The organism is Ruegeria sp. E8 (genome assembly GCF_056533985.1).
In genome coordinates this window covers 220,807-246,828 of record NZ_JBQFOY010000002.1, presented here as the reverse complement: position 1 = coordinate 246,828, position 26,022 = coordinate 220,807, and the positions used below count along the sequence as shown (strand labels likewise).

Sequence of the window (26,022 nt, the reverse complement as noted above, 5' to 3'; positions counted from 1 at the left end):
ACGTGGCGTGAATTGGGCGAAAAAGGCTTGGTTTTGGCCTTTTTGCGCACTTGAGGGGCATAATTCCCGCGTTTTCCCCTAGTCTGTAGATGGATTGAAGACAATCTCTTAAGTGTTTGACCGGTTTGGACGACTCACCATCAAGCGGACAAGCGGTTGTGAAGAGGATGATGAAAAAAAATGCATTGTTTGATTGCAGCAAGCCATCAGTGGTGCGACAAAACGTCATGACGTTTCGTCATTCAGCGGTACGGAGGACTTTATGACCGGCATCCAAGAACCAAGTTTTCGTGAAAGTGTAGATCTGATGTTCAACAGGGCAGCAGCTCTGATGGAACTACCACCGGGGCTGGAACAGAAAATCCGAGTTTGCAACGCGACCTACACTGTTCGATTTGGTGTGCGGCTGCGGGGCGAAATCCATACTTTCACCGGATACAGATCCGTGCATTCCGAACATATGGAGCCGGTTAAAGGCGGTATTCGCTACGCCACCGCAGTGAACCAGGACGAAGTCGAGGCCCTCGCTGCGCTGATGACGTATAAGTGTGCTCTTGTCGAAACGCCCTTCGGCGGATCCAAGGGCGGACTTTGCATCGACCCGCGCCAATACGAAGAGCATGAGTTGGAACAGATCACGCGTCGCTTTGCCTATGAGCTGGCCAAGCGTGACCTGATCAACCCGTCGCAAAACGTACCGGCGCCGGACATGGGGACGGGCGAACGCGAAATGGCGTGGATTGCCGACCAATACGCGCGGATGAACACCACCGACATCAACTCGCGTGCCTGTGTGACCGGCAAGCCGCTGAACGCAGGCGGCATCGCAGGGCGGGTCGAGGCGACCGGGCGCGGCATCCAATACGCTCTGCGCGAGTTTTTCCGTCACCCCGAAGACATCCAAAAAGCGGGTTTGTCCGGCAAACTGGACGGCAAGCGCGTTGTCGTGCAGGGGCTGGGCAACGTGGGCTACCACGCCGCGAAGTTCCTGAGCGAGGAAGATGGCTCGCGCATTGTCGGGATCATCGAATGGGACGGGGCGCTATATAACCCCGATGGCATCGACGTCGAAGCCGTGCGCCAATGGATCGTCAAACATGGTGGTGTAAAGGATTATCCGGACGCCACGCATTCTGCCGAAGGCGCAAGCGTGTTGGAGGCCGAATGCGATATTCTGATCCCTGCGGCCCTGGAAGGTGTCATCAACCTGTCGAATGCTGATCGGATCAAGGCGCCACTGATCATCGAAGCCGCGAACGGCCCTGTAACAGCTGGCGCCGATGAAATACTGCGCAAGAAAGGAACCGTGATCATCCCCGATATGTATGCCAACGCGGGCGGTGTCACGGTTTCGTATTTCGAATGGGTCAAAAACCTCAGCCATATCCGCTTTGGCCGGATGCAACGCCGACAGGAAGAGGCGCGGCACGAGTTGATTGTCAGCGAGTTGGAGCGGTTGGACCGTTACCTTGGCGACGCCTGGTCGATGTCTCCGGACTTCAAGGCGAAGTATCTTCGGGGGGCTGGTGAGCTTGAGCTGGTGCGCTCGGGCCTCGACGACACAATGCGCATTGCGTACCAGTCGATGCGTGAGGTCTGGCACAGCCGCGATGATGTCGAAGACTTGCGCACAGCCGCTTACATCGTGGCTATTGATCGCGTTGCCAAAAGCTATCGCGCCAAAGGTCTCTAAATCAGTTGGGCGGGGTGAGTATTTTGCCTCGCCCGCAAGCGCTGCGGCTTGAATGTCGATGGCAGCCCGTTAGTTTGACGGTTAAGACAATTCCAAAGAAACGAATCCCGGAGAACTTTATGTTGCGTATCGCCATTGTCGCGGCTTTGATGGCCACCCCTTTGGCCGCTCAGGAAACCAAGGAAGAAAGCTGCAAGTTTCAGGCTGATGTCGTGGCAGCGATTCAAAAGGCGCGGCTGGATCGCGTGAAAGAACGTGATGTGGCACAAGCCGTGGCCGAGAGCGGCCCGACCTGGCCCGAGAACTACAACGCTGCGGTTCCGTTGATCACACCTTGGGTTTATGAGCAAAAGATGCGTGACGTGCGCAAAAAGGATCTGGGTGCTGCTTGGCTGGAGCTGTGCTTGCAGCAATAATCCACAACCTGACAATTTCCTTGTGGACAATCGCGTGCCATCCCCTTGGCGCGCGTTTTCATTTCTGGCAGGTTTGACCCATGTCTTTGCCCCCCGGATTTCTGGATGAACTTCGCGCACGCCTCAGCCTGTCTCAGGTTGTCGGGCGCAAAGTCATGTGGGATCAGCGCAAGTCCAATCAAGGCAAGGGCGACATGTGGGCCCCGTGCCCGTTCCATCATGAGAAAACGGCCTCGTTCCACGTTGATGACCAGAAGGGGTTTTATTATTGCTTCGGCTGCCAAGCGAAAGGCGACGCCATCAGCTTTGTGAAAGAGACCGAGAATGTCTCGTTCATCGAAGCTGTCGAAATTCTGGCCCGCGAGGCGGGAATGCCGATGCCCGCGCGCGATCCGAAAGCGCAGGAAAAGCAGGATCGCCGCTCGCAACTGGCCGACGTGATGGAGCAGGCCACACAATTCTTCCGCCTGCAACTCAAGACCGGAGCAGGGGCGGCGGCCCGCGATTATCTGACCCGCCGAGGGCTGGACGCGCAGGCGCTGGACCGGTGGGAAATCGGTTTTGTGCCGGATGGGTGGCAAGCGCTGTGGGATCATCTGCGCGGCAAGAACGTGGCTGAGGATCTGATCCTTGGCGCGGGACTGGCCAAGCCGTCGAACAAGGGCAAAAAGCCCTATGACACGTTCCGCAACCGGATCATGTACCCGATCCGCGATCCGCGCGGGCGCTGCATTGCGTTTGGCGGGCGGGCGATGGACCCCAATGACAACGCGAAATACCTGAACTCGCCCGAGACGGAATTGTTCGACAAAGGACGCAGCCTCTACAATCATGGCCCTGCGCGTCAGGCAGCGGGGAAGGGGCAACCGCTGATCGTGGCCGAAGGATATATGGACGTGATCGCGCTGGCGGAGGCGGGCTTTGGTGCGTCGGTTGCGCCTCTGGGAACAGCGATCACGGAAAACCAGCTTCAGTTGCTTTGGCGCATTTCAGACGAACCGATCATCGCATTGGATGGCGACACGGCGGGCCTGCGTGCAGCTATGCGGGCGGTCGATCTGGCATTGCCGCTGCTGGAGGCTGGAAAATCTCTGCGCTTTGCGTTGATGCCTGAGGGCAAAGACCCGGACGACCTTTTGCGCGCCGAAGGCCCGGGGGCTGTACAGGCTGTGCTGGAAAGCGCGATTCCGATGGTCAAGTTGCTGTGGCAGCGCGAAACCGAAGGCAAGGTGTTCGACAGCCCGGAACGCAAGGCAGCTTTAGACAAGTCGCTGCGGGACAAGATCAAGCTTATCCGAGACCCTTCTATCCGCTCGCATTACGGGCAAGAAATCAAAGACCTGCGCTGGCAACTGTTCCGCCCGCAACGCCAGTCACAAAACCGCCCATGGCAACCACGCGGCAAATGGCAGCCTCAGCAAACGGCAACGCCGGGTGCGCGGGCTTCGTTTCTTGCGTCGTCTGAGACTGCTGATATCCAACTGCGCGAAGCTGCAATTCTGGCAATTGCCGTTCTCAACCCCAAAGTTGTCGTTCAGTTCGAACATCAGTTGGAAGAGATGGACTGTCACGATCCTGATCATGCGGCGCTGCGCGACGCTGTGTTGCGCCACGCGATAGATGATCCGGATAACCTGAAAGATCATATCATAGATTCTTTGGGGCCTGAGCCCCTTGAAAACCTGCTGGCCCTTCGCCATGTCGCTGTAATCCCCTGTGTGTTCAAACCGGGCGACGTCGAAAAGGCCGAGATGACACTGGCCGAGGAATTCGCAAAGATCAAAGCGCTCCGGGGGTTGGATGCTGAGATTGCCGAAGCGGAAGAGGAACTGTCGGATCTGGCCGATGAGGCGCTGACATACCGGCTGGCTCAGGCCGCCGAAGAGCGCAACCGAACGAACCGAAGCCAGAACGAAGACAGGGCCGTTTTCGACATCGCCGACAACGGTGCGCGAATCAACCGCGACGAGAAAGACGCTTTTGAGGCAATCATGTCAGGTATCAATTTCGAGCGAAAACGCCGATAAAGTGGTGTTTTCGTAAGGCACTGGAAAAGAAAAACAGGTAAACGGGTGGCCGAATCACTTCTACGCGCTAATGATTCGGTTCAAACGAATCACCCATCCCTGCAGGAGCATTGAATGGCCGCCAAAGACACGACCGAAGATCGCAAATCCGACGAGCAGGAACAGGAAATCTCGCTGGACATGAGCCAGGCCCAGGTCAAGAAGATGATCGCCGAGGCCCGCGAGAAAGGCTACATCACCTACGACCAGCTCAATCAGGTTCTGCCGCCGGATCAGGTCAGCTCGGAACAGATCGAAGACGTTATGTCGATGCTGTCCGAGATGGGCATCAACATCATCGAAGATGAAGAGGCCGAAGAGGAAGAGAACAAAGGCTCGACCGAACTGACCACCACCGAAAGCAACCGCGAGGTTGCATTGGCCGGGGCCGCCACCGAAAAACTGGACCGTACCGATGACCCTGTCCGCATGTATCTGCGTGAGATGGGCTCGGTCGAACTGCTGAGCCGTGAGGGCGAGATTGCCATCGCCAAGCGGATCGAAGCTGGCCGCAACACGATGATTGCGGGGCTGTGCGAAAGCCCGCTGACCTTTCAGGCGATCACCATCTGGCATGACGAACTTTTGTCCGAAGACATTCTTCTGCGTGACGTCATCGATCTGGAAGCCACGTTCGGCAACCAGATGGACGAAGATGGCGATGTCGAGGAACCGGTGGTCGACACGTCGAACGTACAGTCGGCCAAGCCCGCCAAGGATGAAGGCCCGGAACTGGATGCCGACGGCAACCCGATTGCCAGCGACGATGATGATGACGACGACGATCAGGCCAACATGTCGCTGGCCGCGATGGAAGCCGCGCTGAAAGATCAGGTTCTGACCACGCTGGAGCGGATCTCGACCGATTTCTCGATGCTGTCGGAAATGCAGGACAGTCGGATTTCGGCCACCCTGAATGAAGACGGCACCTTTAGCGAAAAAGACGAAGAAACCTATCAGAAGCTGCGGGCCGAGATTGTCGAGCTGGTGAATGGCCTTCACCTGCACAACAACCGGATCGAAGCGCTGATTGACCAGCTTTATGGCATCAACCGCCGCGTTATGTCTCTGGACAGCTCGATGGTGAAACTGGCGGATCAGGCGCGGATCAACCGTCGTGAATTCATCGACGCTTACCGTGGTCGCGAACTGGACCCGAACTGGCTGTCCGAGATGGCCGAAAAGCCGGGCCGGGGCTGGCAGATGTTCATTGAACGCTCGACCGCCAAGGTCGAGGAACTGCGCAACGATATGGCTCAGGTCGGCCAATACGTCGGTCTGGACATCCCTGAATTCCGTCGCATCGTGCAGCAGGTTCAGAAGGGTGAGAAAGAGGCGCGTCAGGCCAAGAAGGAAATGGTCGAAGCCAACCTGCGTCTGGTGATCTCGATCGCCAAAAAGTACACGAACCGTGGCCTGCAATTCCTTGATCTTATTCAGGAAGGGAACATCGGCTTGATGAAGGCGGTGGACAAGTTCGAATACCGCCGCGGCTACAAGTTCTCAACCTATGCGACCTGGTGGATCCGTCAGGCGATCACACGTTCGATCGCGGATCAGGCGCGGACCATCCGTATTCCGGTCCACATGATCGAGACGATCAACAAGCTGGTCCGGACCGGTCGCCAGATGCTGCACGAAATCGGCCGCGAGCCGACGCCGGAAGAACTGGCCGAAAAGCTGCAGATGCCGCTTGAGAAGGTTCGCAAGGTGATGAAGATCGCCAAGGAGCCGATCAGCCTTGAGACGCCGATTGGCGACGAGGAAGACAGCCAGCTGGGCGATTTCATCGAGGACAAGAATGCTGTACTGCCGCTGGACAGCGCCATTCAGGAAAACCTCAAGGAAACGACCACGCGGGTTCTGGCCTCGCTTACCCCGCGTGAGGAGCGGGTTCTGCGGATGCGTTTTGGCATCGGCATGAACACCGACCATACACTGGAAGAGGTCGGACAGCAGTTCAGCGTGACTCGCGAACGTATCCGTCAGATCGAAGCGAAGGCGTTGCGGAAGCTCAAGCACCCCAGCCGGTCCCGAAAACTCCGGTCTTTCCTGGACCAGTAAGTATCAAGGCGCCTCACCCGAGGCGCCTTTTTTCTTTGGCCTTCACGATGGCCTGTTCTCTCATCACATTGGCGGGAAATCACACGGCTTGGGCCGCACCCCTATCTATATCGACCATGTCCACTCATGGGACGGGGCCGGGGCGAGGTTTATTAGGCCGATGACCCCCGGTCTCCTGTCCGGATGGGATGCGCCACTCGGGTTTTGAAGGCGCTGGGCGGCTGGCCTGTCCATCGTTTGAAAGCAGTCGAGAAAGCGGCCTGATCTGCGTAACCCAGCGAGTATGAGATTTCAGACAAAGCCATGCCATTTGTTATGAAGGTCTGGGCCAGATCGCACCTTAGATCGTCCACAATATCGCGATAGGTGGTGCCTTCTTCTTTCAGACGTCGACTGAAGGTTCTGAGGCTCATTCCCAGATCAGCTGCAACATCTTCTGCCTGCATGATGGCACCAGGCAGGGACCGGGTAATCAGCCCTTCGACCCGCGCGCGTGTTATATGTTTGGGCGATGGTTTTTCGGCAAGCAGGCGTTCACCATATTCCAGTAAATGTTCCCGCAGCTTGGGATCATAGGTCGGCACCGGCAGCTCCAACACGGAAAGAGGCAGGATGATTTCAATTCGTTCGGCTCCAAAAACCACCGGAAACCCGGCCAGCTTTTCGAAGGTTCTGGCGTGATCACCAACCTTGTGCTGAAAGCGCATCTCCATCGGGTAGAGGTTTACCTGAGTCAGGTTCCTCATCCTGGCCAGGGCGGCAAACACCAGAAATTCGGTACGCCGGTGATACCGGGCAAAGCTGGCATCCTTCCAATCGGCCTCAAACGCAACGAAATTGCCAGCAACACGATAGCTCAGCGCGATGGCCGGATCGATGATCCCGTGAAAGCGAGCGAGGTTTTCCATCACCTGTTTCAAGTCGCGAGAATACTTGCTGATATACCCGGTCACGGTCGAGGCCGAGGTGACCTCGAGCCCTGTACGCGCCGCAAACGTAATGTCGCTGATCGCGTCGCAGGCGTGACGGATGAACAGCGCCTCCTTATGGGCGCTGAAGACCGTGGCCGGTGGCGCGATGTCCTCAGGGCGCAGCCCGGACATTTTCAGGACCCGGTCAGATGCGTTGCTGCTGCCTGTGTGGCGGTCTAACGCCCGGATTAAAAACTGCAGTCGGCCAATATCTACGTCCATCGCAGAGCAACACCCTAACTTCTCAAATGCATTCGTAGCTTATCACAGAAATCATGTGTCATGGCCGGACGTCAGGGCAAGACAGGTTTTGCGCCGGGGTTTGTCTTTGTTGGCGATTTCTCAAAAGGTTTTGACCGGAACGAACATGTGCTGGCGAAAGCAGCTACCCAAATCTAACGTGTTGCCGGGTCGGGACCTTAAAGGGGATGAGGTCAGAGCCGCCGAGAAGACACCAGTCTCTGGTCAGGGCTCCCCGGCACGCATTTTCCCTTCAAACGTGTCGCATTGCACCACGATGCGGGATATGCGACCCTGCATCCAGCGGGCATCATTCGTGTCGGGTTCATGCAAGATAATGATTTAAATAAAATTTCTTCCTACCGAAACCTGATCGTTTTCGATGGCGAGTGCGTGCTGTGTTCGGGCTTTTTTCGGTTCATGCTCAAACGTGATTTGTCCCAAACCTTTCAGTTTGCGACGGCGCAGTCCCCGCTGGGGCAGAAACTGTATCGCGACCTTGGTATGCCCACGCGGGACTATCAGACAAATCTGGTGATCGTCGATGGTGCAGTCTATCAACATCTGGACGCATTTGCCGCCGCGATGCGTCAATTGCCGGGTTTGTGGCCGCTGCTTTCGATATGTCGGTTCTTGCCTCATATTCTCAAGTACCCGCTGTATCGCCTGATCGCGCGAAACAGATACGCGGTGTTTGGCAGATCCGGGACATGTCTGGTTCCCGGGCCCGATGTGAAGGCACGTTTTGCCCTTAACGGGTATTGAGGATGGCAGACCCGTTTTTGCAAACGCTGGGGCGGCCTGAAGATTTGCCAGAGTCGATCCGCAACCTGCACAGCGCCGAAGGCCAATATGTGGGTCGCTGCGATATTGAACGTGGAAAAGGCGTTCTGGCTGCACTCGCAACGCGTTTGGCCGGGTTTCCTGTCGATGGAAAAGATGTCACGGTGTCGGTTCGGATTGGCACAAAGGGCCAAATCTGGAGTTGGGACCGCGATTTTGGTGGCCATAAAACCAAATCAACTTTGAATTTTGATGAGAAAAGGAAATGTGTTCGCGAAGCGTTTGGGGCGATTTCGATCTGGTTGCAGCCCGTTTGGCAAGGCAGCGGGCTGCACATCAAAATCCTTCGGCTGACTGTATTGGGACTGCCGTTGCCATCCTTTGTTCTGCCGCGTTCAACAACTCGGGAATGGCAGGACGAGCACGGGCGCTTCAGGTTTGACGTGTCAGCGACCGCTCCGGGTTTGGGAATGTTGATCCGATATCAGGGCTGGCTCACACCGGTTCACGCGATATGCGGGAACTCCTGAATTCATCGTGAGCCTCCCTTTGCGAACGACACAGGCAAACTAACCTATTGGAGACACACAATCAGGGAAGAATTTCGATGAAACAGATATGGACATTTGCAGCGCTGACTGCCGTGGCGTTCAGCTTTCCCATGATAGCTGAAGCTGCACGGAACGGGTACAGAACCGAACCCATCAACGCCACCGATTTTGAAGTCATCCCGCGCGGCGATCAACGCACGGAAGGCTATTGGTGTGCGGCTGCGGATTATGCGCGCCGGACATTGGGGTTGGGCTGGACAGATCGTATCTATGTTTTGCGAGGATATGGGCCCAGTGTCACCACCGGGCGCAGAACAGCAGTTCAGTTTTCGATAAAACCACCTCAGTCCGTCGATGTGCAACCCAGCAGTTTTGTCTCGTTCGGCTTTCAGCCCGGCAACAGTGAATCTGTACAAGGCGCGAACGCTCGGTGTAATTATCGGCCGTTCTTCAATGACTGAAAAACGTACAGGATAGTCCAGATGCAGACTGAATTCGTTATACGCACCCAAGGGCCGGGGCTATACGAATTCACGCCCCAAGTGCGACAATGGCTTGGTCAGGTGGCGAAGGATGGGGTTTTGACCCTGTTCGTTCGCCACACATCCTGTTCACTGCTGATTCAGGAAAACGCTGATCCTGAAGTTCAAACCGATCTGCGGGCGTTTTTCGAAAGGCTAGTGCCGCCATCTGACCACCCGGCCATGTCGTACCTGCGGCACACCTATGAAGGGCCGGATGATATGCCCGCACATATCAAGGCCGCTCTCATGCCGGTATCGCTGTCGATCCCCGTGTCTCGGGGGCAACCTTTGCTGGGAACATGGCAAGGGATTTATCTGTTCGAACACCGCGCTGCGCCGCATCAAAGACAGGTGACAGCGCATCTGGCTTGACCCTTTATTTAGCGGTTTAAATTTCCGACTACCCAAACCCTAGCGGCTAGCCTATAGTTGTGGATAAGTAAGCCGCAGCGCTTACAAAAAGAAGCCGAACATGGGACGAGGAGACGGCGGATGCGCTGCCCGTTTTGCGGAAATATCGACACTCAGGTGAAAGATTCACGCCCGGCAGAGGACCATGTGGCAATCCGCCGACGCCGGTTCTGTCCGGCCTGTGGCGGACGGTTCACGACCTACGAGCGTGTTCAACTGCGCGATCTGGTTGTTATCAAAACCAACGGCAAACGCGAGGATTTCGACCGCGATAAGTTGGAGCGTTCGATCCGCATCTCGATGCAGAAACGGCCTGTTGACCCCGAACGGATCGATCAGATGATCTCGGGCATCGTGCGTCGGCTGGAAAGCATGGGGGATACGGATATCCCGTCCAACAAGATCGGTGAGATCGTCATGGAAGCTCTGGCGCGGATCGACACCGTCGCCTATGTTCGCTTTGCGAGTGTGTACAAGAATTTCCAGGCGGCCGATGACTTCGAGGAGTTTGTCCACGAACTGCGCCCGCCGCAGCCTTCGACGGACGAGTGAGCGAAACAGATAAGCGATTCATGGCGCTGGCCCTGTCATTGGGACGGCGCGGCCAAGGGACGTGCTGGCCGAACCCCGCTGTGGGCTGTGTTATCGTGCGCAACAACCGGATCATCGGGCGTGGCTGGACCCAACCCGGCGGTCGCCCCCATGCCGAGACCGAGGCACTGGCGCAGGCCGGACAGGCCGCGCGTGGCGCGACTGCCTACGTGACGTTGGAACCCTGCTCTCATCACGGAAAGACGCCGCCTTGTGCCGGGGCTTTGATTGCGGCCGGCGTGACCCGCGTCGTGGCCGCCGTGGAAGACAGCGATCCGCGCGTGGCAGGGCAGGGCTTTGCCATGTTGCGTGAGGCTGGAATTGAGGTCGTAACCGGCGTTCTTGCCGATCAGGCGGAACGGGATCTGGAAGGGTTTTTCCTCAAGACCGAACAGGGCCGACCGTTTGTAACCCTCAAGATGGCCAGCAGTTTTGACGGTCGGATCGCAACCTCGACCGGGCATAGCCAATGGATCACCGGGCCGCAGGCGCGCCGCGTGGTTCATGCGATGCGCGCACGTCATGACGCGGTGATGGTGGGCGCCGGGACGGCTCGTGCTGACGACCCTTCGTTGACGGTGCGGGATCTTGGTGTGGAGCATCAGCCTGTACGCGTTGTGGTATCGCGTCATATGGACATATCCCTGATGGGGCAATTGGCCCGCACGGCGTCAAAGATTCCTGTCTGGCTTTGCCATGCGCATCACCCGGACGCCGAACGTGCGCAGGCCTGGGAGGGGCTGGGGGCCAAGCTGATCCCCTGCGCGCTGAAGGACCACCATATCGATGCAGCCGATCTGCTTCAGCAATTGGGTCAGGCCGGTTTGACCAGTGTTTTCTGCGAAGGCGGCGCCGCCCTTGCAGCTTCGCTGTTGGCCGACGATCTGGTGGACGAATTGATTGGATTTACAGCTGGGTTGACCATCGGGGCCGAAGGGCTGGCGGCAGTTGGAACATTAGGGCTGGAGACGCTGGAGGCGGCGCCGAGGTTCGAATTGATCGAAACGCAAGTGGTAGGCGGCGATGTCCTGCACCGCTGGCGCAGAGCTTCGGAATAACGTCAGCGCCACAAATGCGCGTGCGTCGCAAACGCGCCCTGAAGTTTTGACAGGATACGATTGATCGGGCCAGAAGAGACAGCATACCCTTGCGCCAGACGTTCCATGGCCACTTCGACGGGGCAGGGTTGCCCAGTAGTCGGATCGTAATACCGGGGATAATCAATCAGGGTGGCGTGCACCAATCCCATCAGCGACGGCCGCGCGCCGCGCCGAACGGGTACCGCCCCAAGATCGGTGGTCAGGCCCCAACCGGCGTAGAAAGGCGCGCCCAGAGTGGTAACCTTCACCCCGCGCAGCAAAGCTTCGAACCCCAGAAGCGAGGTCATCGTCCACACCTCTTGCACCTGCGGCAGCAGCGAGGCGGGGTCTGTTTCGGTCACGACGATGTCCGCGATTGTCTCGGCGTCTATCTGGCCTTCACGCAATCCGGCTTCGACATCGGGATGCGGTTTGTAGATCAGAATCGCATTTGGGTTGGCATTGCGGGCGGCTTTCAGCAGTTCCAGATTGCTGCGAACCGCGCTGGTGCCCAACAGGATCGAGGCGTCATCTTCAACTTGTCCCGGCACCAGAATGCGATGCCCTTCGGGCAGGGGGGCAGCAGGTCTGCCTGTGTTGTATTTGCTTAAACTCTCGGCCAACACCCGCTCGACCAACCGCTCAGCGCGCAATTCCTGATCCGGACGCAGAGTTTCGCGCTGGCCGATCAGATCCTCTAACTGGCTGGGTTTTGTCGGATCGTAGTAGATGCCGATCTCGTCGGTCACCAGAGATAAGGGGGGTACAAGTGCTGCACCCAATCCGCGCGACCGCAAGAAACCGTCTTCGACCCGAACCGCCCCTTCGCTGTCGCGCGCCTGGCTGGCCCAGACCATATGGGGGCAATCTGCTGGGTCGGGTTGCGTGGGGGTAAAGCGTACTTTGCCGTATTGCCCAAAAATTTGCTGCAGATGCTTGCGTTTCCACAAGCGCATTCCCGAAGCTGTCCACCCGTTTCGGTCTTGCCGCCACGCGCGGGTCTGCGCCTCCAACGTGTCCAGCACCGTTTCCAGTTCGCACTGTTGATCCCGATAGGGGTCGTACCATGTCGGATAGAGCAGCATCGCCGCCGCAAAAAGTTGCGCACGGGTCAGATTGCGCTGACGACGCAAGACAGGGAATTCGTCTTGTGTAAGCCCCCAACCGGCGTAGAAGGGCTGGCCGAAGACGCGTGGCTTGTGGCCAGCCAGGATCGCCTCATACCCCAGTTGCGAGGACACTGTGTATACCGCTATGGCCCCTTCGAGCAGGGGCCAGGGGCTGATCGGATCACTATACCGTATAATCCGGTCCGACAGGTCCTGATCGGTGAAATGCCCCTGACGATGACCTGCCTGCGTTTCTGGATGTGTCTTGATCAGAATACGCGCGCCGGGGTTTTCTTCCTGCGCTATCACAAGCATTTCCAGAAACCGGGCACGATCCGCGCCGCCTGCCGTGACCGCTGCATCGCCGACCGTTTGGTCGATGATCAGAACATAGCCCGGGTCAGGTGGGGCAAGATCTAAATCAAAGGCGGAATACTTGCTGAGGTGCAGTTCCTTAATCCGCTCCATTGCCGCCCGCGCACGGTTCAGCAATGCGGTGTCATCCAGCGGTTCAGAGTTTAACAGCTTCTCAAGATCCGAAGGTTGGGACGCGTCGAAATGCAGGCCTGAGCGGTCCAGTAACAGACCCAAAGGCGGCTCGCCATCGCGTCCCGGGTGCAATGATCTGAGAAAGGCATCTTCGACGCGCAGAACCGGCGCGCCATGCTTTTCGGCGACCCCAAGGCCCCGATGCGCCGTTGGACTGTTGCCCCAGATGCCTACACAATCGCCATCTTTGGGCAGCCCTAGACGAATGTCATACCCAGCCAGCGATAGAATGCGCCGGATGCGTTTCTGCGTCAGAAAACCACCATTATAGACAAACAGCCGGGTGCGATTGGCCCCGGCTGTGTTGTCCGGATCATGAGTCATGCATCAGTTGCCGGTCAGCGTGGCGACGTTTGCAATAGGCGTCAGGCCGCCCGCGATAAGAGAGATTGATTTGCTCCACTGGGCATAGGGTGCTTCGGTCACGTAAATCGTGTCGTCATCCCGGATCACGAAATCACGCGCGATGAACAGACCGTTTGGGGCCGTCAGGTTCAGCAGGTAGATCATGCGCTGGTCGCCCGTCAGGTCGGCGCGGCCGGTGATGTTGCGGGCGACGTCCTGGCTTTCCTTGCGCAGAATGAAAATGCCGGTCGGATCCGAGGACAGCGTCAGCAATCCGCCGACTTGCGCCAAGGCTTCCAGCGCGGAAAGGTCCTGGCTTTCAAATGCCACGCGCGACTGGCCACCCGTGGCACCAAGCGCGATATACGATCTGCTGTCTTCTTCCACCAGAATACGGTCGCCACCGCGCAGCGCCACATCCAGTTTGGGATTGCGGAACAGGTCTTCATACCAGACGGTTCCCCTCTGGTCCCCCCGGATCAGGGTTACCAGAGCGATATCAGACGCCACAGAAACCCCGCCTGCCTGAGATAACATGCCAAGCAATGAACGGGTTGGCCGTTCGATCGGGTAGATGCCCGGTGTTGCGACCGTTCCTGTCAGTGAGACCGTGGACCCGTCACCGGCAACCCGCCGAACCTCGATCTGTGGATCGGGTGTTTGTTCCTGCAGTTTGTTAGTGATCAGCACGCGCAGCTGTTCCGGTGTGTTCCCAGCGGCCCGCATCCGGCCTGCATAGGGGACAAAGATGAACCCTTCGCTGTCGACCTGAACTTCATCCAGTGCAGTCGCCGCGCCGGTTTCGCCAGAGAGCAAACCGTCGTCGACATTTTCCCATATGGTCAGGCCAAGAACATCGCCGGGGCGGACAGTATCTGCCGTCAAAGTCTGGGCACTGCTGAAAGAGGAGGAGAATCCAAACTGAGGTACGGCAGAGGTGGCGCGTGTCACCCGGTCATCGACTTCCACGACAAATGCATTGCCTCCGTTCTGGACGGCACCGGCCAGAATTTCGGATTTGTTTGGTCCGGATTTCGGCAATTGGCATGCTGCCAGCAAGCCGATTGCGGCCACAAGGGAAACCCCCCGCATCCATCGCTTAGGAGAGAACTGCACTGCCGGATATCCTCAGTCTTTTATAGTTGCAGGCAGACTACCCGGTAAGTCGTTCAACTTCCAGTCACAGAGCGTTTGAACTATTCGACGATTTTCAACTGTGGCGTCTGCGCCTCGTTCTTGTTCAGAATGGACTGGTAGGGATCGCTGGTGTTCAGCATCATGTCGACGGCGCGGCGCAACAATTGCCTGCGGCCGCGGCGAGAGTAAAAACCGCCCGGCACCTGGCTGGTTTCCAAAAGAAACCGCCTGTAACAGCGATAGGCTTTGTTGTCGGGTGCATCGGGTTCAGCGAAAAAATCCGCGATCGGCTGCCGCGAGACAAACTCGGGCTTGTCATAAACCGAGCGTCCGAAAATGCGCAGCGGAATGCCGCGCCACAAAACCTGCTGCCCCGCTGTGGAGTTTACGGTGACAGCTGAGTTCGCCTCATCCAGCAATCGCGCAAGTTTGCCACCGGGGACATAGTGAACCCGGTCTTGGATACCGTGTTTTTCAGCAAACTCCATGGCGCGGCGATGCAAGGGTTCACGATGGTTTTCCAACGGGTGCTCTTTCACCACCAGCCTGTGATGAGCCGGGGCGCCCTGTGCAAAACCCGCGATAACCTGTTCCAGAAAGTCGCACATGCCGGAGTAATCGGAATGGGCCTGAACCGAGCTGTCATGCCCAAGCTGCAGCAGAACGAGGTGATATGGGAAACCACCCCACCTGACGCGTGCCGTCGCGATGCTTCGCTGCAGGCGATGAACCGGCATCAACATCAGGCGTTTGAAGTACAATCGGAATTCCTGCGATACTGACAATTCCCGATGGGGTCGGAAATTAAGGTATCGCTTGTTCAGGAACATCACGAACCAATGATAAAGGGCACCGTAGAAGATATGTTGCCGCATATCCCCCCAATGCGATGGGGGCGGGGGTGTTTTGCTGTCTGACTGCGCCAAAGCCAATTGCATTTGGTCGACATCCAGTGACATGAGGCGAGAGTTGCCATTCGATCCGTCCCTCTCATACGTCACCCACCAGGGACGCAGATAGCCTTCTTCGAACACGTGGATAGTCACCCCGCGCGACTTTGCGATCTCAATCGCGCGCGCGTGAATCGGTCTTGTATCCCCATAGAGAACGATATCTGTCACGTTCTTTTCGGTGATCAACCTGTTCAGCGCCAGCGGCCAGTCCTCTGGCTGGTCCTGAAAGGGAATAAAACTTGCCTTGTCGAACCAAAAAGCCTGATCACCGGCATTGAAGCCAACCCGCCAGACCTGCGCCCCCGTGCCACGCAACATACGCCCCAGGGCCGAGAAAAACGGTCCGTGAGGTCCCTGTAGGAACAGAAAGACCCGGTTATGAGAGCCTGAGGTTGTGTAAGGCATCCCGACTGCTCTTTTTTGCTTTTGTTGCCTAAACTATGCCCGTTTGGGCGATCTACGGCAAGGTGGGGCTTGCCCGAAGGGCCGGTTACGCTTACCTCGGCGGTGCAAGTCAGGCACAGGTTAGGAACTGAGGGTTAACGGAATGTTCACAGGGATCGTCACCGACATGGGCACTGTCACCGAACTGGAGCAGCAGGGGGATCTGCGGGCCCGGATCAAGACAGCCTATGACACGGCAGGTATCGATATCGGCGCCTCGATCGCCAGTGACGGCGTGTGTCTGACTGTGATCGCGCTGGGCGACGATTGGTATGACGTTCAGATCAGCGCCGAGACGGTTTCGAAAACCAACCTCGATACTTGGACGGTCGGCAAGCGCGTTAATCTGGAGCGTGCGCTGAAAGTCGGTGACGAACTCGGCGGCCACATTGTTTCGGGGCACGTGGATGGCGTGGCCGAAGTGGTTGCGGTTGAGGATGAAGGTGACAGCACCCGTGTTACCTTGCGCGCTCCAAAGGAACTGGCGCGGTTCATTGCCCCCAAGGGCTCGGTTGCATTGAACGGCACATCGCTGACGGTGAATGACGTGAATGATTGCGATTTTGGCATCAACTTCATTCCCCACACCAAAGAGGTCACAACCTGGGGCGATATAGGCGTTGGTGATCGCGTCAATCTTGAGATCGATACGCTGGCCCGATACGTGGCCCGCCTGGCCGAGATGTCCTGATACGTCGCGTCGGACAACACCATCGCCGTTTGTGGACTGGTCTTTGGGCCCTCAGTGGTCTATTCCGCCGTGCAAACATGCCATGTGAAAGGCTGCCCCATGAGCTTTGAAACCCCAGGCCCGGTCGAGGCCGAGTTGCGCGACGCGATCAGCCCGATCGAAGACATCATCGAAGAGGCCCGCAAAGGCCGGATGTATATTCTGGTCGACCACGAAGATCGTGAGAATGAAGGCGATCTGGTCATTGCCGCCGAGTTTGCCGATGCCGAGGCGATCAACTTCATGGCCACCCATGGGCGCGGACTGATCTGTTTGCCGATGACGGCGGAACGGGTGGATGCCTTGGGTCTACCGATGATGGCCGTCAACAACTCGTCCCGGCATGAGACCGCGTTCACTGTGTCGATTGAGGCGCGTGAAGGTGTCAGCACCGGCATCTCTGCCGCTGACCGTGCGCTGACCGTGGCGACTGCAATCAATGAACAGAACACGATGGCGCATATCGCTACCCCGGGCCATATCTTCCCGTTGCGCGCAAAGCGGGGCGGGGTGTTGGTGCGCGCGGGACATACTGAGGCCGCCGTTGATATCTCGCGTCTGGCGGGGCTGAACCCGTCGGGCGTGATCTGCGAGATCATGAAAGCCGACGGGACCATGGCGCGTCTGCCTGATCTGGTGGAATTCGCCAAAGAGCACGACATGAAGATTGGCACGATCAGTGATCTGATCAGCTACCGCTCGCGCAACGATAATCTGGTGGTTGAGACCTCGCGTGAAACCGTCACTTCCGAGTATGGCGGTGAGTGGGAAATGCGGATTTTCACCGACCAGACCCATGGCATCGAACACGTTGTCATGGTCAAGGGCGACATCACCACGCCCGAGCCCGTTCTAACCCGCACCCACGCCCTGCACGAAGCACCGGATATTCTGGGGCTTGGCCCGAAATCCTCGCGCGAACTGCCGCGCGCGATGGAAAAGATCGCCGAGGAGGGCCGGGGTGTTGTCTGCCTGTTCCGCCAGCCGCGCAATTCACTGTACGCCGCCGACGACGAAGGCCCGCGCACCATCAAACAAACCGGCCTGGGTGCGCAAATCCTGTCTAAGATGGGTATTCAGGAACTGGTGTTGCTGACCGACTCGCCGGAAACCGTGTATCTGGGGCTTGATGCGTTTGGCCTGTCCATCGTCGGCACCCGCTCGATCCTGAAGGAAGACTGATCATGGCTGAACAAGACAAACATGGCATTCTGCCGACACCCAGTTTCGACAAGCCGGTGAAGCTGCTGATCGTGGCGGCTCCGTTCTATCGTGCCATAGCCGACAACCTGATTGCTGGCGCTAGGGCCGAGATCGAAGCCGCTGGCGGAACCTGTGAAGTTGTCGAAGTCCCCGGTGCGCTGGAAATTCCCACCGCGATTGCCATGGCCGACCGTCAATGCAACTTCGACGGATATGTCGCGCTGGGTTGCGTCATTCGTGGTGAGACCACGCATTACGAAACAGTCTGCAACGACTCGAGCCGCGCCATTCAGTTGATGGGACTGCAAGGGCTGTGTATCGGCAACGGCATCCTGACTGTTGAAAACGATGATCAGGCTGAAGTCCGCGCAAATCCTGAAAAGATGAATAAAGGCGGCGGAGCGGCCGCTGCGGCCTTGCATCTGATCGCACTCAGCCGTAAGTGGGGCTCTTCCAAAAAGGGCGTCGGATTTAAGCCGCCGTCCGAGTCCATCCTTGTGGCGGGCGACAGCAACGGACCCACAACAGCATGACCCAGACAGACGCGCCGAAGCCGGCCAACCAGAAACGCCTGATGAAATCCGCCGCCCGGCTGTACGCCGTGCAGGCGCTGTTCCAGATGGAGCAGTCGGGCCAGACGACCGAGCAGGTTGTGAACGAGTTTCTGGATCATCGGTTCGGCGCTGTCTATGAGGGGGATGAGATGCTGGACGGCGATATCTCGGTCTTCCGGTCGCTCGTCGACAACGCTGTGAACTATCAGGCCCCGATTGATCAGATGACCGACCGCGCTCTGGTTGCCAAATGGCCCATCGCGCGTATCGACCCTACCTTGCGCGCTGTATTCCGTGCAGCGGGTGCCGAACTGACCCAAAGCGACACACCACCCAAGGTTGTCATCACTGAGTTCGTGGATGTCGCACGCGCGTTCTTCCCGGAAGGGAAAGAGCCCAAATTCGTCAATGCCGTACTTGACCACATGGCGCGCGAAGCCAAGCCCGAAGCGTTCTGAAAGCAGCAGAGCAGTGATAAAATAAGGCGCGGTGGCCTTGTAACCAATCCGCGCCTAAGCTTCTAAAATATATGCTCAAATACACCGACGATTTCGACCACTCACAGGTTTTATCCACGGTGTTCCGACTCTAGCGTCTCTGACCGTCGGTGCTAGTTATCGATTCCGATAGGGTGTGGGTGCGATCAGCCCCAGCTGCATTGCCCGTACCAAAGCGGATTCACGGGTCGGAGCCTGCAGTTTCTGCCGCGCACTTTGCAGATGGGCGCGGACCGTGATCTCGGACAGGTTCAGCGTGTCTGCGATCCTTTCATTGCGTAAGCCTTCCGCCAGCAATGTCAGCACTTCGGTTTCGCGAGGCGTCAGCTCTAGCACCCGATCAACCAGCGAGGCGATATCGTAGACCCGACCGTGCTCGTCAGGGGTTTCGGCCCCCAGATTGGTGGCCAGAACAGTCGCCAGAATGCGCATACTGCGATCCTGCCCGGCCATCACCTCATGCATTTCGGGGCGGTCCGAGGCCAGAACGACCAGTTTGGCCTCGTTTTCGGGGCAGGGGACGATAAGCGAGAAAAGGTGAATATAGCCCGCGTCGCTCAGCCCGTGATTCAACCCCACGGCCAGTTCTGTGTGACCGTCTTCGGCACGTAGGCTGGCGGCTTGTACATACAGACTTTCGGTGCCATTGAAGACCTGCGCCAGCATCGGGTCAGCCTCGGCATACCCGCCGCGTTCATACTGGTCCAGCCAAGGCTTGGACATCGAACTGCGCACCCAGTGAATTTGTCCGGTCTGTGGAGTGAAACACAGCATGTTCAGTGCATTGATGCCCAGTTCAGACAGTCGGTTGAGAGTGAATTCCCAGCGGTCTGCGTTAATCGGATATGTTGAAAAGTCGTCAATAAGGTCCAGAACGAATTGGTCCAGTGCGTTCATTGCGCCTCCGTTAAATTGCCGCACCCGGTTTGGTTTACTGCGCCCGAGCATGCGCTATCATAATCGCGATAGGCAAGGAGAGATGCGATGCCGAAACTGATCCGCCTGTATATTACCCAAGTTGTCTGGGGTTTTGTCATCTCGGCCGTGTTCGTAGGGGTTCTGCTGGCGCTGAACGTCGCGAACCTGCGGAACCTGATCACTGGCTCTGACGTCGGCTTGGTCGCTCTGGTGATGATCTGGTTCATGAACGGTATTGTTTTTGCAGGCGTTCAGTTCGCCTACAAGATCATGAGCATGGCGGAAAAACCGCAGGGTCCACGCCGGGGGTCTCCGGTCGTGCATCGATTTGAACCGGCGACCGTTAAGCAGGAAGCCCGCGCAGGGCGCTGATTTTTCGGGGAAAGTGCGGCGGGACCGCCAAGCAACCGTGCGGTTTGATTCCCGAGGACCTGTATGTACAGGTGGGCGCCGGGTAATCAGGCCAGGACCTGAACAGAGCCAGCCCCCTCGGAATTGCTTAAGGCCACCAGAATGCTACCTGTCACAAGAAGGGCAGAACCCGCCAATCGCTTAAGTAGGGCGTCAGGCGGGTTCGCACAAGGGGTTTCGTCAGCGGGTCAGGCATCAACAGTTTCGTGCAGCGCCACGCGCATCTTGCCAAAGTGTTCGTCCCACCCTTTGTCCAGTGACAGGATCAGGCCAAAGGCATCGACCCCCTGCGGCAGACCTTCGTGCAGCAGCTCAAGGCGCGTGCCGCCTGCCACGGGCTCCAAGGTCCACTTCACCGTGCTGACGGCGTCGCCCATGGGTTTTACTGTGAACGTATACTCGAGGTATTTTGGAGGTTTAGCGACGCGAACCTCACCCCAGATCAACAAATCGCCGCTGGTGGTGCCAAACATCTCAAGCTTTTGGCCCTCGGCCAGCGGTCGCTCCGGTTTGTGGAACCATTCCGCCAGGCGATCAGGATCTGTAAGATAGGCCCAAACGGTTTCCGGCTCGGCCCTGAGAAAAATTGATTTTTTCAATACAGCTTCGGTCATTTTGATTTCCTTTCAACAGCTTCCTTGAGAGAGTTGAGGCGATCGTCCCAGAACTGGTCAAAGTAACTGAGCCAGTCGAGAACCGGGGCCATCCCCAGAGGTTCAAGTCGATTGACGCGCTCGCGACCGCGCACTTCGACCGAGATCAATCCGCCATCAGACAGCACCGTCAGGTGTTTCTTGACTGCAGCCCGGGTCATGTCGAACCGGTCGGTCAACTGCCCGATCGTCATGTCCTGAGCCGCGAGCAGTTGCACGATGTCCCTGCGGGTTGGATCAGCAAGCGCACGAAACGCGTTTTGAGTTTGGTTTTCCATAAGCACCCTCAAATGAGTTACCATTTGGTATCACATTAATGCAGTACCAGAAGGTATCATGTCAAGTTGGAAGCGGTGCTTTACATTTGTTCACTAATTGTTCACATTTGAGATATGGTTTTGGACTTGCAACCCGGACAGAAACTGGCGCGCGGCGTCGCGCGGCATCTGGCGGCACATGGGTTTGTTTCTGTTGAGGAATTTGTTCCGGCGCGCGGGTTGCGCGTCGATGTGATGGGGTTGGGCCCCAAGGGTGAGCTTTGGGTGATCGAATGCAAATCCAGCCGGGCCGATTATCAGTCGGATTCGAAATGGCAGGGTTATTTGGATTGGTGCGACCGATTTTTTTGGGCCGTGGATACCGAGTTTCCAACCGATCTGTTGCCAGATGAAACGGGTTTGATCATTGCCGATGCCTATGACGCTGAGATTGTACGCATGGCACCCGAGGACAAGCTTGCCCCTGCACGGCGCAAAAAGATGATCCAGAAATTTGCGACTGATGCAGCGCGCCGTCTGCACGCGCTGCGCGACCCACGTTTGTAAGTCAGCCTTTGACAGCCAGAGCGGCCTGTACGGCAGCGCGAATCTCGTCCGCGATCTCTTCGGCTTCTTCAGGCTCGAAGTCCATCGGAATTTCCACGCCGTCAGCTTCGATGAACAAACGCACCATACCCTGATCGGTGGGACCGATTTGCAGGTTTGCCTGAATATCGCGTTCGGTATTGATGCCCATCTGTGCCTCCGAGACTGAGCATTTCTGCTAGCGCGCACGGGGTTGAGAATCAAGTCACCTTTGCGGTCAGATAAGTCATGGATGACGTCGTTCTCAGATCGTTTCGCCCCGATGATGCCCCTTGGCTGATCGAACAACACGGCACGCTATATGCACGTGACGAAGGGTTTGATGACAGCTTTGGCCCCTTGGTGGCGCGCATTCTTTGCGATTTCATTGCATCCCACGATCCAAACCGCGAAATGGGATGGATCGCCGAACGGGACGGTCAGCGCCTTGGCAGTATTTTCTGTGTGAGTCTCGATCAGACCAAAGCCAAACTTCGACTGTTTCTTCTTGTCCCCGAGGCCCGAGGGCTGGGGCTTGGGAAACGGCTGCTACAGGCCTGTACAGCGTTTGCGCGTGAGGCAGGATACCAGGAAATGGTTCTGTGGACACATGAAAGCCATACCGCCGCCTGTGCGCTGTACAAGGCCTTTGGTTGGGAATTGGTTGACAGCAAATCGGTGCATTCTTTTGGGGTCGATCTTGTCGAACAAAGCTGGAAATTTCGACTTTAATCCTCTTGCATTCCCCCGGCGCGTTCGGTACATCGCCCTTCACAAGTGCCGCCTTAGCTCAGTTGGTTAGAGCGCTGGATTGTGGATCCAGAGGTCCCCTGTTCAAGCCAGGGAGGCGGTACCACTTCTCTCAAATCTAGTGGGTTGTTCGCGCGATTGAACGCTGAATCGTTTGGCTTTGAAGGCTGAAGCGTCAGGCGCGCTGTCGATCAGCGCGCCAGATTGAGTTTGAACCGCATCTTCGCCTGCCTTGCGACCGGCAGGTGCCTGTTCAGGCGTTTGTTGATCAGGCCAAAGCCCCCGACGACGACCAGTGTCAGCAGGATGAAATAGAAGGCCAGAATTGGGTAGGGGATAAACGGGTTGAACGTTTTGTCAGCGAAGTAGCTGGCGTAATACAACGCGTCTCCGCGTTGCTGCCACGCCGGGAAGGCCGAAAAGAATACCAGCGTGGTTGCGTGAAACAGAAAGATCGCTTCGTTCGTATAAGCAGGCCACGCAAGCCGCAGCATGGTTGGCCAGACGATCCGTCGGAACCGAGCCCAGCCGGACATGCCATAGGCATCCGCGGCCTCGATATCGCCCTTGGGGATCGAGCGCAGTGCGCCATAGAAAATCTCGCCCGAATAGGCAGCGGTGTTCAGGAACAGTACGATCAGCGCACCCAACCAGGCCGAGGTGAAAGCGTCGAACATCGGGTAGGACTTCTTCAGCGACAGGAAGAAGAAATAGGCAAAGAAGAACTGAATGAACAAAGGTGAGCCCCGGAAAAGGAAAATGAACCATTCCGAAGGTTTGCGCAGCCATTTGTTTGTCGAGGCTTTGCCGACGGCCAGGGCCGTGGCAAGAAAGAACCCGGTCGCCAGTGCCATGATCCCGAAATAAACATTCCAGATCATGCCGGAACCGATCAGGGTGAACTGCTCGCACAGGGTGAAGTCATTCTTTGGCAGAAGACGCTCGCCGATGCCAAGAGACCGCAGACCGTAATCCTGAATTGTTTGCAAGCAGCTCATGCTGTGGTCTCCTTGCGCAGAAGCTCGCCACCGGAAGTGGCCTGACCGTGGGACAACCGGCGCATCAGCTTTTCAAGTCCAATTTCCGAGACACGGGTCATGCCGAGGTAGAAGACCAGCAGGAAAAGGAAGTACCACATCCGCCAATCGCCATGAGGGTACTGCGTGAATTTCGACGTTTTGGTGCCACCCAACTCGCGGGCCCAATAAACGATATCTTCGATGCCCAGCAGGAACAGCAATGGCGTGGCCTTGATCAACACCATCCAAAGGTTCGACAGGCCGGGCAGGGCATAAACCCACATCTGCGGCACCAGGATGCGCCAGAAGGTCTGGCGGCGGGTCATGCCATAAGCTTCGGCGGTTTCAAGCTGGGCGTGCGGTACGGCGCGCATGCCGCCGAACAGGACGTTTGCAGCAAAGGCGCCGAAAACGATTGAGAATGTGATAATGGCCAGAAAAAAACCGTAGGTTTCGTGCACCCATTCCGGTGCGGTTCCCAAGGGTAGTTTGGCGGCCTGACAGACGATGAAATCATTGCCTTGCCGGATTGGGTCGGTCCAGTCGGGGCACAAGATTTTGTGGCGTGTCCATTCAAACACCTGATCCAGAGCGATGACGAAAAACAGGAAAAATGCGATATCGGGCACACCGCGGACAATGGCGATGTATCCTTTGCCCAACCAGCTGACGGGCAAAAAATGCGAGCGGGCAGCCATGGCGCCGATAAATCCAAAGCTCAATGCAACGGGCGCGGTCACAGCCAGCAACCCCAAAACCTTGAGGAAAGACAGGTAGAAGGACCAGTGAACGCCGTTGGTCAAATAGCAGGAAAACCAGCGGAACGTGCCCAGCGTGTCAGGATCAGCGCAGTAGGAAAACATGTAGCGTCTTTCGAACGTCGTGCCCAATGTGCAACTGGGCAAGGTCCGGCGCGTCTGGCGCGCCGAACCATATGAGACGGATTAGTTTGTTACGACTGAACCGTCAGCGTTGTAGGTCGGAACGCCTTCACCGAACCACTTGACGATCAGCTCGTTCAGCGAGCCGTCTGCCTTCATCGAGGTGATGGCCTCGTCGAACTTGCCGCGCAGTTCGCCATCGGATTCACGGATGCCAAGGCCGATACCGCCACCCAGTGGGACATCATCACCTACGAAGACCAGTTCACCACCGGATTCTTCAACGATCGGCACCAGGAAGTCCTTGTCGGCAAAGACGGCGTCGGCTTCGCCGTTACGAACGGCTGCAATGGTTTCCTCCGGAGTTGCAAACTCGACCAGAGTCGCGCCGGATTCAGCCACATGGCCAGCCTGAATGGTCGCGGTTTGTGCTGCAACAACAGCGCCTGAGACATCAACACCGTCCGATGCACCGACATAGGCCGATGCCGCAGGCGGGAAGTAGTTCTGGGTGAAGTCGATGACTTCGTCACGCTCGTCGGTGATCGACATGCCGGCGATGATGGTGTCGTAGTTGCCCGAGACCAGATTTGGAATGATCGAATCCCAATCGTTCTTGACCCACTCACACTCCAGGTTTGCGCGCTTGCACAGCTCGTCGCCCACTTCACGCTCGAACCCGTCGATCTCACCGGCATCGTTGATGAAGTTGTACGGAGGGTAGGCGCCCTCGGTGCCCATGCGGACAGTGTCGGCCATGGCGATCCCAGCGGTCAGCGCCAGTGCTGCAGTAGACAGAATCAGGTTTTTCATTGGTTACTCCCCAGTTTGGTTCTGTTTTTGAAGTTAAGCCGCCTGAGTGGCGGAGAGAAAGCCCCGAAGCCGTTCGGATTCGGGTGACGTAAAGATATCTTCGGGCAAGCCTTCTTCCTCGATCAGGCCCTGATGCAGAAACACAACGTGGCTTGAAATGTCGGCCGCCATTTTCATGTCATGGGTCACGATGATCATGGTGCGCCCTTCGGCGGCCAAATCTTTGATTACCTTGATGACTTCCTGTTCCAGTTCCGGATCCAGCGCCGAGGTCGGTTCGTCAAACAGCAGCGCCTCGGGCTCCATACAAAGCCCGCGCGCGATGGCAGCGCGCTGTTGCTGACCACCGGACAGCTGTGCCGGGTAGACGTCGCATTTGTCGCCGATGCCAACCTTTTCCAGATACCTGCGCGCGCTGTCTTCAACCTCGGCCTTGTCGCGGCCCAGAACGGTGACCGGGGCCTCCATCACGTTTTGCAGGATGGTCATGTGCGCCCACAGGTTGAATTGCTGAAACACCATCGAAAGGTTGGTCCGGATGCGAAGAACCTGTTTAGGGTCGGCGGGGCGACGCCCGTGGCTTTGCCCGGACCACTTGACCGGTTCGCCTTTGAACAGAATCTCACCTTGCTGACTGTCTTCCAGCAGGTTGCAGCATCGCAAAAGAGTCGATTTTCCTGACCCGGACGACCCGATTAGGGAAACCACGTCGCCGCGATGCGCCGTTATGTCCACTCCCTTCAACACCTCCAGATTACCGAAGCTTTTGTGAAGGTCTTTGATTTCAATGACGGGAGCAGTTTCTGTCACGGGCAGTCCAGTGGT

General features: G+C 57.3%; 29 protein-coding genes and 1 tRNA gene. 18 read left to right on the top strand and 12 right to left on the bottom strand.

The window, feature by feature from the left end; all coding sequences use genetic code 11:
• The first annotated feature begins 262 nt into the window (after positions 1–262).
• The 4 genes from ACR0LF_RS04820 (at position 263) to rpoD (ending at position 6,239) form a co-directional block, all read left to right on the top strand.
• Positions 263–1,693, top strand: coding sequence for a Glu/Leu/Phe/Val family dehydrogenase (locus ACR0LF_RS04820; protein WP_480575759.1), 1,431 nt, complete (start codon positions 263–265; stop codon positions 1,691–1,693).
• 119 nt (positions 1,694–1,812) lie between these two features.
• Positions 1,813–2,109 carry a hypothetical protein gene (locus ACR0LF_RS04815; protein WP_480575756.1) on the top strand — a complete coding sequence of 99 codons (297 nt, stop codon included), beginning with the start codon at positions 1,813–1,815 and terminating at the stop codon, positions 2,107–2,109.
• 80 nt (positions 2,110–2,189) lie between these two features.
• Positions 2,190–4,136 carry a DNA primase gene (gene dnaG / locus ACR0LF_RS04810; protein WP_480575753.1) on the top strand — a complete coding sequence of 649 codons (1,947 nt, stop codon included), beginning with the start codon at positions 2,190–2,192 and terminating at the stop codon, positions 4,134–4,136.
• Positions 4,137–4,250: 114 nt separating this feature from the next.
• Entirely contained in the window at positions 4,251–6,239 is a 1,989-nt protein-coding gene (rpoD, locus tag ACR0LF_RS04805) for an RNA polymerase sigma factor RpoD (RefSeq protein WP_480575750.1), read from the top strand.
• A gap of 152 nt (positions 6,240–6,391) precedes the next feature.
• Here the strand turns inward: rpoD and ACR0LF_RS04800 are convergent, their stop codons facing one another.
• Positions 6,392–7,432 carry a helix-turn-helix domain-containing protein gene (locus tag ACR0LF_RS04800; protein ID WP_480575747.1) on the bottom strand — a complete coding sequence of 347 codons (1,041 nt, stop codon included), beginning with the start codon at positions 7,430–7,432 and terminating at the stop codon, positions 6,392–6,394.
• A 345-nt stretch (positions 7,433–7,777) separates the two neighbouring features.
• On the opposite strand from ACR0LF_RS04800, the gene ACR0LF_RS04795 reads away from it, so the two are divergent.
• The 6 genes from ACR0LF_RS04795 to ribD all read left to right on the top strand — a co-directional run bounded on the left by ACR0LF_RS04795 (position 7,778) and on the right by ribD (position 11,368).
• Positions 7,778–8,215 carry a thiol-disulfide oxidoreductase DCC family protein gene (locus ACR0LF_RS04795; protein ID WP_480575744.1) on the top strand — a complete coding sequence of 146 codons (438 nt, stop codon included), beginning with the start codon at positions 7,778–7,780 and terminating at the stop codon, positions 8,213–8,215.
• Between the two features lie 2 nt (positions 8,216–8,217).
• Positions 8,218–8,763 carry a DUF4166 domain-containing protein gene (locus tag ACR0LF_RS04790; protein ID WP_480575741.1) on the top strand — a complete coding sequence of 182 codons (546 nt, stop codon included), beginning with the start codon at positions 8,218–8,220 and terminating at the stop codon, positions 8,761–8,763.
• A gap of 77 nt (positions 8,764–8,840) precedes the next feature.
• On the top strand, positions 8,841–9,245 hold the full coding sequence (locus ACR0LF_RS04785; protein WP_480575739.1) for a hypothetical protein: 405 nt from the start codon (positions 8,841–8,843) through the stop codon (positions 9,243–9,245).
• Between the two features lie 21 nt (positions 9,246–9,266).
• Entirely contained in the window at positions 9,267–9,680 is a 414-nt protein-coding gene (locus ACR0LF_RS04780) for a secondary thiamine-phosphate synthase enzyme YjbQ (RefSeq protein ID WP_480575736.1), read from the top strand.
• Between the two features lie 120 nt (positions 9,681–9,800).
• Positions 9,801–10,271: a transcriptional regulator NrdR gene (gene nrdR / locus ACR0LF_RS04775; protein ID WP_117869416.1), complete on the top strand. Its 471-nt coding sequence runs from the start codon at positions 9,801–9,803 to the stop codon at positions 10,269–10,271.
• Entirely contained in the window at positions 10,268–11,368 is a 1,101-nt protein-coding gene (ribD, locus tag ACR0LF_RS04770; RefSeq protein ID WP_480575733.1) for a bifunctional diaminohydroxyphosphoribosylaminopyrimidine deaminase/5-amino-6-(5-phosphoribosylamino)uracil reductase RibD, read from the top strand. Before nrdR ends, ribD begins: the two co-directional genes overlap by 4 nt.
• Before the next feature lie 2 nt (positions 11,369–11,370).
• Here the strand turns inward: ribD and ACR0LF_RS04765 are convergent, their stop codons facing one another.
• The 3 genes from ACR0LF_RS04765 to ACR0LF_RS04755 all read right to left on the bottom strand — a co-directional run bounded on the left by ACR0LF_RS04765 (position 11,371) and on the right by ACR0LF_RS04755 (position 15,887).
• Positions 11,371–13,371, bottom strand: a complete 2,001-nt coding sequence (locus tag ACR0LF_RS04765) for a capsular polysaccharide biosynthesis protein (RefSeq protein WP_480575730.1) — start codon at positions 13,369–13,371, stop codon at positions 11,371–11,373.
• 3 nt (positions 13,372–13,374) lie between these two features.
• Positions 13,375–14,508 carry a polysaccharide biosynthesis/export family protein gene (locus tag ACR0LF_RS04760; RefSeq protein ID WP_480575727.1) on the bottom strand — a complete coding sequence of 378 codons (1,134 nt, stop codon included), beginning with the start codon at positions 14,506–14,508 and terminating at the stop codon, positions 13,375–13,377.
• An 80-nt stretch (positions 14,509–14,588) separates the two neighbouring features.
• A complete protein-coding gene (locus ACR0LF_RS04755; RefSeq protein ID WP_480575724.1) occupies positions 14,589–15,887 on the bottom strand; it encodes a capsule biosynthesis protein in 1,299 nt (432 codons plus the stop codon).
• Between the two features lie 142 nt (positions 15,888–16,029).
• Between ACR0LF_RS04755 and ACR0LF_RS04750 the strand changes: the two genes are divergently transcribed.
• The 4 genes from ACR0LF_RS04750 to nusB all read left to right on the top strand — a co-directional run bounded on the left by ACR0LF_RS04750 (position 16,030) and on the right by nusB (position 18,871).
• Positions 16,030–16,617 (top strand): riboflavin synthase, encoded by a 588-nt coding sequence (locus tag ACR0LF_RS04750; protein ID WP_480575721.1) that lies wholly within the window; start codon positions 16,030–16,032, stop codon positions 16,615–16,617.
• A 99-nt stretch (positions 16,618–16,716) separates the two neighbouring features.
• Positions 16,717–17,838 carry a 3,4-dihydroxy-2-butanone-4-phosphate synthase gene (gene ribB / locus ACR0LF_RS04745; protein WP_480575718.1) on the top strand — a complete coding sequence of 374 codons (1,122 nt, stop codon included), beginning with the start codon at positions 16,717–16,719 and terminating at the stop codon, positions 17,836–17,838.
• Between the two features lie 2 nt (positions 17,839–17,840).
• The gene (locus tag ACR0LF_RS04740; protein WP_480575715.1) at positions 17,841–18,392 is read left to right on the top strand and encodes a 6,7-dimethyl-8-ribityllumazine synthase; all 552 of its coding nucleotides are present in this window, start codon (positions 17,841–17,843) and stop codon (positions 18,390–18,392) included.
• Positions 18,389–18,871, top strand: a complete 483-nt coding sequence (gene nusB / locus ACR0LF_RS04735; protein ID WP_480575712.1) for a transcription antitermination factor NusB — start codon at positions 18,389–18,391, stop codon at positions 18,869–18,871. The genes ACR0LF_RS04740 and nusB overlap by 4 nt, the downstream gene beginning before the upstream one ends.
• Before the next feature lie 156 nt (positions 18,872–19,027).
• Here nusB and ACR0LF_RS04730 read toward each other — a convergent pair whose 3' ends face one another.
• Positions 19,028–19,807, bottom strand: a complete 780-nt coding sequence (locus ACR0LF_RS04730; RefSeq protein ID WP_480575709.1) for a helix-turn-helix transcriptional regulator — start codon at positions 19,805–19,807, stop codon at positions 19,028–19,030.
• A gap of 87 nt (positions 19,808–19,894) precedes the next feature.
• Between ACR0LF_RS04730 and ACR0LF_RS04725 the strand changes: the two genes are divergently transcribed.
• Complete coding sequence (locus ACR0LF_RS04725) at positions 19,895–20,200, top strand: hypothetical protein (RefSeq protein ID WP_480575706.1); 306 nt, start codon at positions 19,895–19,897, stop codon at positions 20,198–20,200.
• 227 nt (positions 20,201–20,427) lie between these two features.
• Here ACR0LF_RS04725 and ACR0LF_RS04720 read toward each other — a convergent pair whose 3' ends face one another.
• A complete protein-coding gene (locus ACR0LF_RS04720) occupies positions 20,428–20,853 on the bottom strand; it encodes an SRPBCC family protein (RefSeq protein WP_480575703.1) in 426 nt (141 codons plus the stop codon).
• Positions 20,850–21,170, bottom strand: coding sequence for an ArsR/SmtB family transcription factor (locus ACR0LF_RS04715; protein ID WP_480575700.1), 321 nt, complete (start codon positions 21,168–21,170; stop codon positions 20,850–20,852). Before ACR0LF_RS04715 ends, ACR0LF_RS04720 begins: the two co-directional genes overlap by 4 nt.
• A gap of 114 nt (positions 21,171–21,284) precedes the next feature.
• Between ACR0LF_RS04715 and ACR0LF_RS04710 the strand changes: the two genes are divergently transcribed.
• Positions 21,285–21,716: an MmcB family DNA repair protein gene (locus ACR0LF_RS04710; RefSeq protein WP_480575697.1), complete on the top strand. Its 432-nt coding sequence runs from the start codon at positions 21,285–21,287 to the stop codon at positions 21,714–21,716.
• A 1-nt stretch (position 21,717) separates the two neighbouring features.
• On the opposite strand, the gene ACR0LF_RS04705 is transcribed toward ACR0LF_RS04710, so the two are convergent.
• A complete protein-coding gene (locus ACR0LF_RS04705) occupies positions 21,718–21,906 on the bottom strand; it encodes a DUF6324 family protein (protein WP_480575694.1) in 189 nt (62 codons plus the stop codon).
• Between the two features lie 77 nt (positions 21,907–21,983).
• On the opposite strand from ACR0LF_RS04705, the gene ACR0LF_RS04700 reads away from it, so the two are divergent.
• Both ACR0LF_RS04700 and ACR0LF_RS04695 read left to right on the top strand, forming a co-directional pair.
• Complete coding sequence (locus tag ACR0LF_RS04700) at positions 21,984–22,466, top strand: N-acetyltransferase family protein (protein WP_480575691.1); 483 nt, start codon at positions 21,984–21,986, stop codon at positions 22,464–22,466.
• A gap of 47 nt (positions 22,467–22,513) precedes the next feature.
• Positions 22,514–22,590, top strand: a tRNA-His gene (locus tag ACR0LF_RS04695).
• Positions 22,591–22,675: 85 nt separating this feature from the next.
• Here the strand turns inward: ACR0LF_RS04695 and ACR0LF_RS04690 are convergent.
• The 4 genes from ACR0LF_RS04690 to ACR0LF_RS04675 form a co-directional block, all read right to left on the bottom strand.
• Positions 22,676–23,482: an ABC transporter permease gene (locus tag ACR0LF_RS04690; RefSeq protein WP_480575688.1), complete on the bottom strand. Its 807-nt coding sequence runs from the start codon at positions 23,480–23,482 to the stop codon at positions 22,676–22,678.
• Complete coding sequence (locus ACR0LF_RS04685) at positions 23,479–24,366, bottom strand: ABC transporter permease (RefSeq protein ID WP_480575685.1); 888 nt, start codon at positions 24,364–24,366, stop codon at positions 23,479–23,481. Before ACR0LF_RS04685 ends, ACR0LF_RS04690 begins: the two co-directional genes overlap by 4 nt.
• An 81-nt stretch (positions 24,367–24,447) precedes the next feature.
• Positions 24,448–25,197, bottom strand: a complete 750-nt coding sequence (locus tag ACR0LF_RS04680) for a transporter substrate-binding domain-containing protein (protein ID WP_480575682.1) — start codon at positions 25,195–25,197, stop codon at positions 24,448–24,450.
• A gap of 33 nt (positions 25,198–25,230) precedes the next feature.
• Complete coding sequence (locus tag ACR0LF_RS04675; protein ID WP_480575679.1) at positions 25,231–26,007, bottom strand: ABC transporter ATP-binding protein; 777 nt, start codon at positions 26,005–26,007, stop codon at positions 25,231–25,233.
• Between the last annotated feature and the right edge of the window lie 15 nt (positions 26,008–26,022).